The sequence below is a fragment of the Streptomyces sp. P9-A2 genome (genome assembly GCF_036634175.1).
GTDB classification, from domain to species: domain Bacteria; phylum Actinomycetota; class Actinomycetes; order Streptomycetales; family Streptomycetaceae; genus Streptomyces; species Streptomyces pratens.
Window position 1 is genome coordinate 5,276,367 of the sequence record NZ_JAZIFX010000001.1, and the last position, 13,610, is coordinate 5,289,976.

Annotated in this window: 11 protein-coding genes; all 11 read left to right on the top strand. The window is 70.4% G+C overall.

Features of this window, described 5'->3' with window-relative positions; translation table 11 throughout:
• Positions 1–541 precede the first annotated feature (541 nt).
• The 11 genes from V4Y04_RS24125 (at position 542) to V4Y04_RS24175 (ending at position 13,424) form a co-directional block, all read left to right on the top strand.
• Positions 542–1,519: a phosphotriesterase gene (locus V4Y04_RS24125; RefSeq protein ID WP_332430403.1), complete on the top strand. Its 978-nt coding sequence runs from the start codon at positions 542–544 to the stop codon at positions 1,517–1,519.
• Between the two features lie 48 nt (positions 1,520–1,567).
• Positions 1,568–2,527: a phosphotriesterase family protein gene (locus tag V4Y04_RS24130; RefSeq protein WP_332430404.1), complete on the top strand. Its 960-nt coding sequence runs from the start codon at positions 1,568–1,570 to the stop codon at positions 2,525–2,527.
• A 126-nt stretch (positions 2,528–2,653) separates the two neighbouring features.
• Positions 2,654–3,769 (top strand): FAD-dependent oxidoreductase, encoded by a 1,116-nt coding sequence (locus V4Y04_RS24135; protein WP_332430405.1) that lies wholly within the window; start codon positions 2,654–2,656, stop codon positions 3,767–3,769.
• Between the two features lie 4 nt (positions 3,770–3,773).
• Positions 3,774–4,697: an alpha/beta hydrolase gene (locus V4Y04_RS24140; RefSeq protein ID WP_332430406.1), complete on the top strand. Its 924-nt coding sequence runs from the start codon at positions 3,774–3,776 to the stop codon at positions 4,695–4,697.
• Between the two features lie 83 nt (positions 4,698–4,780).
• Entirely contained in the window at positions 4,781–5,722 is a 942-nt protein-coding gene (locus tag V4Y04_RS24145) for an MBL fold metallo-hydrolase (protein WP_332430407.1), read from the top strand.
• Positions 5,723–5,772: 50 nt separating this feature from the next.
• On the top strand, positions 5,773–7,512 hold the full coding sequence (locus V4Y04_RS24150) for a CocE/NonD family hydrolase (protein ID WP_332430408.1): 1,740 nt from the start codon (positions 5,773–5,775) through the stop codon (positions 7,510–7,512).
• A 433-nt stretch (positions 7,513–7,945) separates the two neighbouring features.
• The gene (locus V4Y04_RS24155; RefSeq protein WP_332430409.1) at positions 7,946–9,526 is read left to right on the top strand and encodes a S8 family peptidase; all 1,581 of its coding nucleotides are present in this window, start codon (positions 7,946–7,948) and stop codon (positions 9,524–9,526) included.
• Between the two features lie 301 nt (positions 9,527–9,827).
• Entirely contained in the window at positions 9,828–11,132 is a 1,305-nt protein-coding gene (locus tag V4Y04_RS24160) for a DUF4190 domain-containing protein (protein ID WP_332430410.1), read from the top strand.
• Positions 11,133–11,279: 147 nt separating this feature from the next.
• A complete protein-coding gene (locus tag V4Y04_RS24165) occupies positions 11,280–12,032 on the top strand; it encodes a GntR family transcriptional regulator (RefSeq protein ID WP_332430411.1) in 753 nt (250 codons plus the stop codon).
• Between the two features lie 391 nt (positions 12,033–12,423).
• Positions 12,424–12,612 (top strand): SPOR domain-containing protein, encoded by a 189-nt coding sequence (locus tag V4Y04_RS24170; RefSeq protein WP_332430412.1) that lies wholly within the window; start codon positions 12,424–12,426, stop codon positions 12,610–12,612.
• Between the two features lie 410 nt (positions 12,613–13,022).
• Positions 13,023–13,424: an NUDIX hydrolase gene (locus tag V4Y04_RS24175; protein WP_332430413.1), complete on the top strand. Its 402-nt coding sequence runs from the start codon at positions 13,023–13,025 to the stop codon at positions 13,422–13,424.
• The last annotated feature ends 186 nt before the right edge of the window (positions 13,425–13,610 follow it).

Here is a 13,610-nt window from a genome sequence, read left to right on the forward strand (position 1 = left end):
GGCGCGTGAACGGAACGGTCGTCATGAGCGGGGACGCGTCGGCGAAGTGGCTCGGACGGCCGGGAGCTCATGGCGGCGGTTGCGGTGCCGAAGTCCGGCCGCGCCGAAAAGTCCTGAAGGCCGGCGGCTCCGCGGAAGGGAGCCGGCGAGGCGGGCGCCGCCGGCTCGGCCCCCGCGGGCCGGCCGGTGCCGTCGCAGCCGGTACCCCGGAGTCGCGTACCGCGCCGACCATGGTCGGCCGTCGGGTCGGACCCTGGCGTCCTTGCCGAAGCAAGCGATGCGCGTTTAGTACAATTCAGGCATATTGCTTGGGGTGAGATGCTTGTAACAGGGGGTCCGCGCCTGCGGCGCCTTACCCCCATTCGGGGCATCGTCGCAGGGTGGGCGGGCTGTGCCGGACGTCTGATCCGTTTCCCGTGAATTGTTTTTTCGTCGTGTCAGTTTCATTGACGTTGTGTAAAGCGAATGGCTACCTTGACATCAGCCACAAGGGTGCGGTGCGCCCCTGCGGCGTACCCCACCCCGGACACGTGAGGCAGGCATGAGCGTCGAGAGCAACACTGTGAACACCGTCCTCGGCCCGGTGGCAGCCGAGGATCTGGGTGTCGTGTCGGTCCACGAGGCACTGCTGTCGGTGGTCCCGGGCGCGGAGTACGCCTACGACGTCACCTTCGACCGTGCCGAGATCTTCGAGACGCTCGCCGCCAAGCTGAAGGACTTCCGCGCCCACGGCGGCGGCACCGTCGTCGACAGCACCGGCATGTTCCACGGCCGGGACGTCCGGCTGTACGAGGCCCTCTCCCGTACGACCGGCGTGCACATCGTCGCCTCGACGGGCCAGGGCCCCGAGGAGATGCTCGGCGGCTACTTCCTGACGCCGCAGACCAACCCTCCGACGCCGTGGCCGGCCGAGAAGTTCGCCGACCTCTTCACCAAGGAGGTCACCGAGGGCATGGTGGTGCCCCGCGTGGAGCGACGCGGCGCCGCCGGCCTGGTGGCCACCACCGCGACCCCCGAGGGCATGACCGCGACCGACGAGAGCCTGTTCCGCGGCGCGGCCCGGACCGCCCTGAGCACCGGCGTCGCGGTCTCCGTCCGCTACGGCGCCGACGCCCTCCACGACCTCGACGTCGTCCTCGACGAGAAGCTGCCCGCCGACCGTGTCGTGGTCGGCGGACTCGACCGCAAGGACGCCGTCGCCGCCGGCGCCCCCCTCCAGATCGCACGGCGCGGGGCCTACGTCGCCCTGGACCACGTCGGTACGCAGGACGACGACGCCCACATCACCGATGACGAGCGCGCGGCTCTGGTCGCCGAGCTCGTGCGGGCCGGCTTCGGCGACCGGATCCTGCTCTCGAGCAGCGCGACCGGCGTGGCCAAGGGCCACCCCGGCAACGATCTGCCGTACAGCTACGTCCTGACCACTTTCGTCCCGCTCCTGAAGGCACAGGGTCTCAGTGACGAGGACACGCGGCGGATTCTCGTGGAGAACCCGCGCGACCTGCTGTCGGCGCGCTGAGCGCCCCCGCGAGCGACCGTCAAGTCTCTTATCTCAAAGGTGAGTGTTGTGTCGAGAGTGAACACCGTCCTGGGGCAGATCCCGGCCGAGGAGCTGGGTCTCGTGGCCATCCACGAGCACATCGGCTATGGCATGCCCGGCTCAGAGCTGGACACGAAGTGGTGGAAGACACCCGAGCAGCGGTACGAGGAGACCGTGCCGAAGCTGCGCAGGTTCCACGAACTGGGTGGCGGCACCTTCGTCGACGCGACCGGCATCTGCAACGGCCGTGACGTCGACTACTACAAGTCGCTGTCCGCGAAGACCGGCGTCCACATCGTCGCCTGCACCGGCTTCGTCGGCGGCGACACCGCCCTGCCGCACTTCGCCAACGCCAGCGTGGAGTACCTCACCCAGCAGTTCGTCCACGAGATCACCGTCGGCATCGGCGACACCGGCAGCCTCGCCGGGGTCATCAAGGTCGGCGTGAGCCGCGGTGGCCGCATGACGGACCTGGACAAGCGCATCTACCGGGCCGCCGCCCGCGCCTCGCTCACCACGGGCGCGCCGGTCCTGACCCACCTCGCGATCGACGCCGAGAACGCGATCGCGATCTTCGACGAAGAGGGCCTCCCCCTGGACCGCGTCCTGTTCGGGCACGTCGACGACGGCGTGAACGCCGACAAGACGCGCGACGTCTGGATCGCGGAGCAGGGCGGCCGCATCGGCTTCGACACCTTCGGCTACGAGACCGAGCTGCCGGACCCGCCGTTCTGGGCCCGCCCCCGCCAGGAGCGCCTCGACCACTTCCTCCGGTTCATCGGCGACGGCCGGCTGCACCAGGTCCTCGCCTCCGCCGACGCCAACTGCAGCCCCCTGGGCTGGCCGGGCGTGAAGGGCCACACCGTCAACTACATCTTCGAGGACCTCATCCCGGACCTCCGCGCCGCCGGTCTCGACGAGGCCGCGATCAAGACGATCTTCGTCGACAACCCGGCCGACTTCCTGACCCTCCAGAAGTCCTCCTGACCTTCCAGGTGCTCCTGGCCTTCCAGGTGCTCCTGGCCTTCCAGGTCCTCCCGGCCTTCCAGGTCCTCCAAAAGTCTTCTTGACCCTCCAGGTCTTCCTGACCCTTCAGAATCAGAGAGAACCACCATGCAGACCTCAGAACTGAAAAACCTGAAGATCGCTGTTGTCGGTGCGGGGTACGGCGGTGCGGCGGCGGCCAAGGCGCTGAGCCTGCTGGGCGCCGAGGTCGACGTCTACGAGCAGGCGAGCCAGACCCGGGAGGTCGGCGCCGGTATCGGTCTGCGTCCCGCCACCATGAACCGGTTCCGCCAGTGGGGCATCTTCGAGGCGATCGCGGGGGTGACCTCGCCCAGCGAGTACTTCGAGATCCTCACCGCCACCGGTGAGCCGATCATGAAGGAGGCGTGGCCGGCCGACGGCGAGCAGACCCACACCCACCTGATCCACCGCGGCGACTTCATCGAGGCGCTGCTGGGCGTGCTGCCCGAGGGCATGGTGCACCTGGGCCACAAGCTGGAGAGCATCCAGGACCACGGCGAGCGCTCCGTGCTCACCTTCGCCAACGGCACGACCGCCGAGGCCGACCTGGTCGTCGGCGCCGACGGCATCAAGTCGGTGGTGCGCAGGGAACTGTTCAGCGACAAGGGCCCGGTCTTCTCCGGCGAGCACGCCTACCGCGCGGTCATCTCCCTCGACGACGCCCACGGCATGGCCACCGACGACAACCTGCGGATGTACATCGGCAAGGGCACGAAGGTCTACCTGCTGCCGCTGCGCCACCGGGGTCAGGTCTCCTTCGACATCACCGCGCTGTGCCCGGACAGTGCCTGGAACCCCGAGGTCACCAAGGACGACATCCTGGCCACGGTGGAGGGCTTCGACGAGCGCCTGGTCGCCATCGCGCGCGGCCTGGACATGTCCACGGTCAACATCCGCGCGGTCTACGACATCGACCCGGTCGACACCTGGCACTCCGACTCCGTGGTGCTGCTGGGCGACGCCGCCCACTCGATGCTGCACCACCAGGGCCAGGGCGCCAACTCCGCGATCGAGGACGCCGGCGCGCTGGCCGACGCGCTGCGCGATGCGCCCTCGCTGAAGGAGGCGCTGGCCTCCTACCAGGCCACCCGCAAGCCGGAGACCGACAAGTTGCAGGCCATCTCCCGCCAGGGCTGGTCCGAGGAAGAGATCGACGACGTCTTCCCCGGCCAGAAGCCCGCCGCCACCGCCCCCAAGGAGTAACGGAATGCCCCTGCACCCCGAGATCGCCAAGTTCCTCGCCGGCCTGCCGGCCCCTGCCGGGGGCCCGCTCGACCCGGTCGCCATGCGCGCCGCGGACGAAACGCACGTCGCTCCCCTCGAGGAGCGCCTGCCGCTCCACGCGGTCGAGGACGTGACCGCGCGGACGGCGTCGGGCGAGGTACCGGTACGGATCTACACGCCGTCCGAGGCCGACCGCCACGGCGTACTGGTCTACTTCCACGGCGGCGCGTTCTTCCTCGGCAGCCTGGAGACGCACGACCACGTCGCGCGCTCGCTGGCCAAGGAGACCGGGCTCAAGGTCGTCTCCGTCGGCTTCCGCCTGGCGCCCGAGGCCGCCTTCCCCGCCGGTCTCGACGACTGCTACGCGGTCGTGCGCTGGGCCGCCGAGGAGGGCGAGAGCCTGGGCTGGGACGGCACGACCCTCGCCATCGCCGGCGACAGCTCCGGCGGCACCTTCGTCGCCGCGGTCGCGGCCAGGGCGCACGACGACGGTTTCGACCGGATCACACACCAGATCCTCTACTACCCCTCGCTCGACCTGGACTTCGACGTCGACCGCTATGCCTCGCTGCGGGAGAACGCCGTGGGCTACGGCCTGGAGACGGCGGGGCTGAAGCCCTTCAACGCCTTCTACATCGACAGCGGCGCCGACCCCGCGGACCCGCTCGTCTCGCCGATCAAGCGGGCGGACCTCACCGGGCTGCCGCCGGCCCTCGTCGTCACCGGGGAGTACGACCCGATGCGCGACGAAGGCGAGCTCTACGGCCGGCGGCTGCGGGAGGCCGGCGTGGAGGCGACGGTGAGCCGTTACGAGGGCGCGGGCCACGGATTCGTCCAGCACTTCTCCTGGATCCCGGAGTACCACAGGGTCTTCGAGGAGACGCGCGACTTCCTCGGCCGGCGCTGACCCGACCGATCCGACCGATCCGCTGACCCGACCGATCCGCGTACGTACCCGACCGATCCGCGTACGAGTTCAGAAGGAAATCCATGACGCACGCAGTCGATGTTCATCCCCTGGTCTCGCCATGGGGCCGGTTCGGGCTCTACAGCTTCTTCATCGACGCACCCGAACCGGCGATCGTCGACACCGGGATCGCCTCCTCCCCCGCCGAAGGGATGGCTCCCGCCCTCGAGGCGATCGGGCGCCGGATCGAGGACGTGCGCTGGATCCTGCTGACCCACGGTCACATCGACCACGTCGGCGGGGCGTACGCCCTGTGGGAGCTCACCGGCCGACGCGCGCAGGTGGTGATCCACGAGGCCGACGCGCCGATGCTCCGCTCGCGGCGGGCCCACGTGGAGGAGTACCTCGCGGGACGGGGCCGGTACCTGGGCGACCCGGAGGGAGAGGCGAAGGTGACGGCCGCCACGCAGGCCGTCATCTCCGGCGAGATGGAGCCCACCCTGCTCGTCAAGGGCGGCGAGACCCTCTCCCTCGGCGGCGACGTCACCGTCTCGGTGCACTCGATACCGGGCCACACACCCGGATCGGCCGCCTACGTCGTCGACGGGCAGCGTTCGGTGTTCGTCGGCGACTCCGTGCAGGTCCACGGGGCCGCCAACGGCTTCCCCGGCTACACGGACCCGGTCGCCTACCGCGCCAGTCTGGAGTACCTGCGCGACGAGGTCCGTCCGCGGCACCTGTACCTCGGACACCCCTACCGCCGCGCCGACGGCACGCCGTACGGCGTAGAGCTCGACGCCGCCCAGGCCCGGGAGGCCATCGAACAGAGCCTCGCCGTCGAGGGCCGGGTCGCCTCGGCCGCCTGCGGCTGCCTGGAGGCCGGCCTGAAGGAGACGGACTCGCCGTACTCCCCGTTCGCCCGTACCGCCGAGGAGCTCGGCTACACCGGCGACCCCACGCTTGAGCCGTCGCCGTTCTTCACGTCGATGCACGGCTACCGCACGCAGCACCAGCAGAACTCGTAACGCACTGTCCTGGGGGACGCCCCCCAGACCCCCGGAGGAGCTTCACACCCATGACCGACTTCCAGACGATCCGGGCGGGCCGGCAGGAGATCGCCGTCCGCAAGGATCTCCGAGTGCCGATGCGCGACGGTGTCATGCTGGCGGCCGACACCTACAGCGGCGTCGACGACAAGCCGCGGCCGGCGCTCGTGGCGCTCAGCCCCTACGGCAAGGAGCTGCAGGCCCTCGCGCTCACCACGCCGCCGCAGCGGCGCCCCAGCCCGATGTGGGACGGCTGCATCGAGGCCGGTGACATCGCGCGCGTCGTCCAGGAGGACTACGTCCACGTCATCGGCGACCTGCGCGGCTCCGGCGCCTCCGAGGGCGAGCACATCGGCAACTACAACGCCGGCGGCGTCTCCCTCGGCCAGGACGCGTACGACTTCATCGAGTGGGTCGCGCAGCAGCCGTGGTGCGACGGCAACGTCGGCATGATCGGCATCTCCTACTTCGGCTCGATGCAGGTGCTGGCGGCGGCCGAGCGGCCGCCGAGCCTCAAGGCGATCTTCGTCAGCGGCGGCCACTACGACTTCTACGAGACCACCTACCACGGCGGCGTCATGTGGTTCATGCCGCGTGCCGCCCGTGAGGGCCGCGGTGGCGACTCCGGCTGGGCCTTCACCGACGGCGTCAAGTCCCGCATGCTCGAGACCTTCTCGCCCGAGGAGATCAAGGAGAAGGTCGCCGAGCGGCTGCGGGACCCGGACGTGGCCGCCTGGCCCAACCTGGTCCATGTGCTCAACTACCCGAAGAACCACGAGGCCTGGTTCGACATCGTGATGAACGAGGTCGACGGCGACTGGTACGAGGAGCGCAACCCGATCACGCTCGCGCCGAACATCGACATCCCCGTCTGGCTCCAGCTCGACCAGGGCCGCGGCTGGACGATGGACGGCACCATCGAGCTGTACAAGGCGCTGAAGGGCCCGAAGAAGCTCGACATCGGCCCCTACCCGCCGATGCAGTCGCGCCCCTTCATCGAAGAGCACGACAAGATGTTCCGCTGGTACGAGTACTGGCTCAAGGGCATCGACAACGGGATCATGGACGAGCCCGCCGTCACCGTCCACGTCGAGGGCTCGCGCGAGACCGTCACCGGCGCCCAGTGGCCGCCGAAGGACGTGGAGCACAAGGCGCTCTACCTCCGCCCGCGCCGCAAGCTGTCCTTCGAACCCGAGCTCATGGGCGCCGAGTACGCCGCCCCCGACGGCTTCTACCAGGCGCCGCTGACGGTGACCGACAAGGTGGAGATCCTGAACTGGAGCACCGCTCCGTTCACCGAGCCCACCGAGATGATCGGCCAGGGCGCGGCGCACCTCTTCGTGGAGATCGACCAGCCCGACACGAACCTCATCCTGCGCATGTGGGACGAGGCCCCGAACGGCAAGCGTCAGCTCATCACGACCGCCTACCTCAAGGCCTCGCACCGCGAGCTCGACGAGGAGCGCACCACGGAGGGCGACCCCCACCACCCGCACACCCGGGCGGTGCCGGTCGAGCCGGGGAGGATCGAGGAGTACGTGCTGCGGGTCTACCCGTTCGCGGCGACGTTCCTGCCGGGCCACAAGCTGGTCGTGGAACTCTCCAACGCCGAGCCGCTGGCCGACGAGCACAACGCGCTGCTGCCGCCGGACGCCTTCCACCTGCCGGTGGGCCGCCCCGTCACCCACAAGATCTACCGCGACGCCGAGCACCCCTCCCGGCTCGTGCTGCCGTTCACGACGGTCACGGCGCCGGACGCGACCGAGTAGGGCTCTGCCTGCCCCACCATGAAGGGAGAGCGGCGCGGCGGTTCCTGACGCGCCCTCGCGACACCGGCCGACCGGCCCGCCGTACCCTCGGCGGGCCGGTCGGCCGTTCGTGTCGTGCACGGCCCCGGGCACCGTCCCGGCGACGTCGCTCTCCTGGGTTCCGTGGGTTCCGTGGGCTCCGTGGGCTTCACGGGCGGGGGAGGCCGGCGGGCCGGTGAACGTGTCGCCTGTGTGGCGGGGCTGTTTCGTTCGTGTGGGCCCTCTTGTGCGATTCCTGTGGAACCCTCAATCTTTCGACTGACGCACGCAGTTGTTCCGACAGTAACCATTGTCATGGTCACATCATTCGCGTTCGGCTGTGCCACACCCACGGCACGTGTGTCGATAGCACCGCCCCCACAGCAGCGCACCCCGACCGAGGAGGAACCCTCACATGGCGTTGATGCGTCACCCCCACCGAAGACTGGCCACTCTCGGCGTCGCGACCAGCGCGGCGCTCATGGCGGGCCTCGTCTCCGCGCTCCCCGCCGGCGCGGCCCCGGTCGCCGCCGAAGGCCGCATCCAGTACGAGGGCGCCGCGAACGCCGTCAGCGACAGCTTCATCGTGACCCTGGAGGCGGACCGGGCGAAGTCCGGCTCCGCGGAGGGGCGCGCCGTGGCCGAGAAGTACGGTGCCGAGATCGAGCGGACCTACACCAAGGCGCTCAACGGGTACGAGATCGAGGCCTCCGAGGCCGAGGCGAAACGTCTCGCCGCCGACCCGGCCGTCGCCTCCGTGGTCCAGAACCGGACCTTCCACACCACCGCCACCCAGAACAACCCGCCCTCCTGGGGACTGGACCGCATCGACCAGGCGAACCTGCCGCTGAACAGCTCGTACACCTACCCGGACTCGGCCGGCCAGGGCGTGACGGCGTACATCATCGACACCGGCGTCCACATCTCGCACAGCGACTTCGGCGGCCGCGCCCGCCACGGCTACGACGCCGTCGACAACGACAACGTCGCCCAGGACGGCAACGGCCACGGCACCCACGTCGCGGGCACCGTCGCGGGCACCGCCCACGGTGTGGCCAAGAAGGCCGACATCGTCGGCGTCCGCGTGCTGAACAACGCCGGTTCCGGTACCACCGCCGGGGTCGTCGCCGGCATCGACTGGGTCGCGCGCAACGCGGTCAAGCCGGCCGTCGCCAACATGTCCCTCGGCGGCGGCGCCGACAGCACCCTCGACGCGGCCGTGCGCAACGCGATCAACGCCGGCATCACCTTCGCCGTCGCGGCCGGCAACGAGTCCACCAACGCCTCCACCAAGTCCCCGGCCCGGGTGACCGAGGCGATCACCGTCGGCGCCACCACCTCCACCGACGCCCGCGCCAGCTACTCCAACTACGGCTCGGTCGTGGACATCTTCGCCCCGGGCTCCTCCATCACCTCCACCTGGCACACCGGCAACACGGCCACCAACACCATCTCCGGTACGTCCATGGCGAGCCCGCACGTCGCCGGCGCGGCCGCCCTGTACCTGGCCGCCAACCCGTCGGCCACCCCCGCCCAGGTCTCCTCCGCGCTGACCTCCGCCGCCACCAGCGGCGTCGTCGGCAACCCGGGCACCGGTTCGCCCAACCTCCTGCTGCGGGTCGGGGAGGGCGGTACCACCCCGCCGCCCCCCGGTGACCGCTTCGAGAGCACCCAGAGCGTCGCCATCGCCGACAACTCCACCGTCGAGACCCCGATAGCCGTCTCCGGAGTCTCCGGCAACGCGCCCTCGGACCTGGCCGTCGAGGTGGACATCACCCACACCTACATCGGCGACCTCCGGGTCCAACTGGTCGCCCCCGACGGCTCGGTGTACACGCTGAAGGCGTACGGCACCGGCGGCAGCGCGGACAACATCGACACCACGTACACGGTCAACGCCTCCTCGGAGACCGCGAACGGCACGTGGAAACTGCGGGTCAGCGACAACTACACGCGCGACACGGGCCGGCTGAACGGCTGGGCCCTGCAGTTCTGATGTGACGGGGCCGGCCCGCGGACAGGTGCCCGGCCCTTCGTCCTCTTCGCCCCCTTCGCGCTCTTCTCTCTTCCTCGTCCCCGTGGTCGGGCTCCGGGTCGGTGATCCGGTCGTCCGCCATGGGGACGAGGCGTGTGCGCGGGAGGTGCGCGGGAGGTGCGCCGGACGCGGTCCGGCTCGAACAGGGGTGCCCCTCACCGCCCCGCCCGGCCGCGCTTACGATGCGCGGAGCCGCATGTCGGCCCGCCCCAGCGCATGCACCTCTCCGCGACAGCACGGCAGAACCAGGAGCACGGTACTCGTGTCCATACCCCCGCCCGCCGGGTCCCGGCAGCCCGAGGGCTCCCAGGGGCCGCATCCCCAGGGCCAGTACCCCGTTCCCCAGCCTCAAGGTGCGTATCCAGCACCGCAGTTCCCTCAGAGCCCGCAGTTCCCCCAGAGTCCGTACGGCCCGCACGTCCCATACGGCCCGCACGTCCCGCATGGCGCCAACGGCCCTCATGCCCCTTACAGCCCGTACGGGTTCCGGCCCCTGCCTCCCACCAACGGTCTGGCCATCGCCTCGCTCGTCTTCGGCATCCTGTGGATCGTGCCGGTCCTCGGGCTCGTGCTGGGACTCGTCGCGCTGCGGCAGATCCGCCGGCGGGGGGAGCAGGGCCGGGGCATGGCGATCGGCGGGGCCGCGATGTCCGCCGCCGGGATGGTGGCGTGGGCGGGGCTGGTCCTCTCCGGCGCCATGGCCGGCTCCTGGGACGACTTCCAGGGGGTGAGCGGCAACGAGATCCAGACTCTCGAGAAAGGCGAGTGCTTCAACTCGCCCGGCGGCCTGGTGGGCTGGGCCTCCGAGGCCGACCGGGTGCCGTGCGAGGGGAAGCACGACGGGGAGGTCTTCGGCGTCGTCCTCCTGTCCGACGGCTCCTACCTGGGCGACGAAAGCCTCGCCGACACCGCCGACGACCGGTGCTACGCCCTCCAGGACGCCTACGCCATGGACGGCTGGGCCCTGCCGTCCGACGTGGACGTGTACCACCTCACCCCGTCCCGGGAGAGCTGGGGCCACGGCGACCGCGTGATCACCTGTGTGTTCGGCAACCAGGACGAGAACGCCACCCTCACCGGTTCGTTGCGCCAGGACGAGACCACGCTCGACGCGCACCAGGTGGCCTATCTGAAGAGCACGCACGCCATCAACGCGGCGCTGGACGAGGTCCCCGAGTCGGAGTCCGCCGAGGACGACCTGCCCGGCCACAAGGAGTGGGCCCGGGAGCTCGCCGGGGCGCTCGCCGAGCAGAGCGGGATGCTGCGGGAGCACAAGTGGCCCGCCGGCGCCGAGGGGCCGGTGACGGATCTCGTCGGTGACCTCGAGAAGGCCGAGGCCGCATGGGCGAAGGCCGCCGGGGCCGACGACGTGGACACCTTCTACGAGCACTCCGACAACGGGTGGGAGTTCAGCGACCCCCGGCACTCGGTTCCCGCGCGCGAGGCGCTGGGTCTGGCCACCACCCCGCCCACGTATGACGAGGACGGGGGCGAAAGCGGGGGTGAAAGCGAGGATGAGGACGGGACCGGGGACGACGGTGCAGATGAGGACCGTATCGAGGTGTGAGGCCCGTCACAGCGGGGAGGAAGAGCCTGCCTGAAGACCCCCGCCGGAGCCTGTCATCACTTCGAGTGGTTCTTTGGCCTTTGCTTGCCTGGTACAACCTGCGGTTGCCACGCTGTCGCTGTCTGTACAACCTGATGGGAGTGGCCAGTGACATTCGGTGAGCAGCCGGCGTATCTGCGCGTCGCGGGTGATCTCCGTAAGAAGATCGTCGACGGTCGGCTGCCCCCGCATACCCGCCTTCCGTCCCAGGCGAGGATCCGCGAGGAGTACGGCGTCTCCGACACGGTCGCGCTGGAGGCACGCAAGGTGCTCATGGCGGAGGGTCTCGTGGAGGGCCGCTCCGGTTCGGGGACGTATGTCCGTGAGCGGCCCGTGCCCCGGCGGGTGGCCCGTTCCGGGTTCCGTCCGGAGCGTGGCGCCACCCCGTTCCGGCAGGAGCAGGCGGACGGGGACGTGCGCGGCACCTGGGAGTCGAGCAGCGAACAGACCGACGCCTGCGGGGCAGTCGCCGAGCGGCTCGAGGTCGAGCCGGGGGGCAGGGTGATGCGCACCCGGTATCTCTTCCGGGAGGCAGGTGAGCCGATGATGCTCTCCACTTCCTGGGAGCCGCTCGCCCTGACCGGCCGGACGCCCGTGATGCTGCCCGAGGAGGGTCCCCTCGGCGGCATGGGAGTGGTCGAGCGCATGCGCGCCATCGACGTGATCGTGGACAACGTGACCGAGGAGGTCGGCGCCCGCCCCGGCCTCGCCGAGGAGTTGGTGCTGCTCGGCGGTGTCCCCGGCCATGTCGTCCTGGTCATCCAGCGCACGTACTACGCCTCGGGCCGCCCGGTCGAGACGGCCGACGTGGTGATCCCCGCCGACCGGTACCGGGTCGCCTACCACCTCCCGGTGAAGTAGCCGAACCGGCGGCCGGAACCGGAGGCCGTCACGGACCGCGACTCCGAGCCGTCGCCGACCCCGAAGCACTCCCTCTGCGCCCCGTCCGGGTGTCCGCTCGCCCGGACGGGCAGCGGCATGCCCGAACGGGCGCCGTACGAATTTGGCCGTTCTCGCAGGTGGCCCCCAAGGAGCGGGCGTGGGGGCGATATGCCTCTGACCGGATGCATCGAACTCCTGTACGGCGCATTCGCCGCGATGCGCCCCCTGTGTCATGGCCGGTTGCGTATCTCATTGTGTAAAGCCGTATTCGCTGCGTGAAGGTAAGGCGTACGCTCGGGCATATGCGGACTGGGGATTCCTTACCGGGTGGGGCGTGGCACGGGTCGCGGGCGGGAAGCGGAGGGGTGCGATGAACGACAGCACGTCCACGCTTCCCTGGCTCGTGGTGCGACAGGACGACAACGGCAATCGCTACCGCGTGGGCCGGTACGCGACCCGCGCCGAGGCGCAGAAGATCGCGGACAGTCTCGACGGCCGCGGGCACAAGCAGCTGTACTGGGTCGAGCGCGTCGGGCGGAACGCGACCCCCGCCGACTGATGTGCCACGGGCCCGGCCGGGCATGGGCGGTGGCCGGCGTTCTGCGGGCGAGTCGGTGGCCGGGCGGGGAGTCGTCGGGTTCCGTGACGGGGATGCCCGGACGGTTCGGATTCCGGTTCGGGTTCCGGTCGTGGTCCGCGACCGTCGGACGTGCCGTGCGCCGGCGCTGGTGTCCGGCGCCGGTCGAAGCGTGACGCCGCCCCGCTGACGACCTCACCCGCGACAGTGAGCGGGCTGCCGACGCCCTGCGGCTTCGCCTCCGGCGTTGTCGTCGGTCGCGATGGCTCCGCCATCACTCCCTCCTCCGCCTTGGATGCGAAGCCGCATGACGCCGCTCGCTGATCCACTCCCCATCGCGGGTGAGGTCGTAAGGTCCTGCCGACCGGGTTTCCCAGGGTGAAGGCGGAGTGATGTCGGTCCTGATCGACACGGTGGCGTGGGTGCGTGTGGAGGGCGGCAGGATTCTCTGCGCGCGGCCACGGGGAAAGGACGTCTTCTACATCCCCGGCGGCAAGCGCGAGGGCGCGGAGAGCGACCTGGAGACCCTGCTGCGCGAGATCGAGGAAGAGCTGACGGTTGTGCTCGACCCGCGGACCGCTGCCCATGTGGGGACGTACGAGGCCGGCGGGCCCGGCCTCCCGGCCGGTGCCGTCGTGCGGATGGCCTGCTACACCGCCGAGTACCGGGGGGAACTGGTGCCGAGCAGTGAGATCGAGGAGGTGGCCTGGTTCTCGTACGCCGACCGGGACCGGGTGCCTCCCGTCGACCAGTCGCTCTTCGACGATCTGGCCGCCGCCGGCGACCTCACGTAGCCCGCCCCGCCCCGCCCCGCCCTGCCCTGCCCCACTCGCGTCACGCGACCGCCCGCTTCTGTTACCGCCCGGGGGCCGGACCGCCTGCGCGCGGATCCTTACGGGCACCCGGGTGTCCGCACATACCTACGGTGCCGTAAGTTACGGTGCCGAAGGTTGGCTTCCCGCGGCCTGCGGCACTGCCGC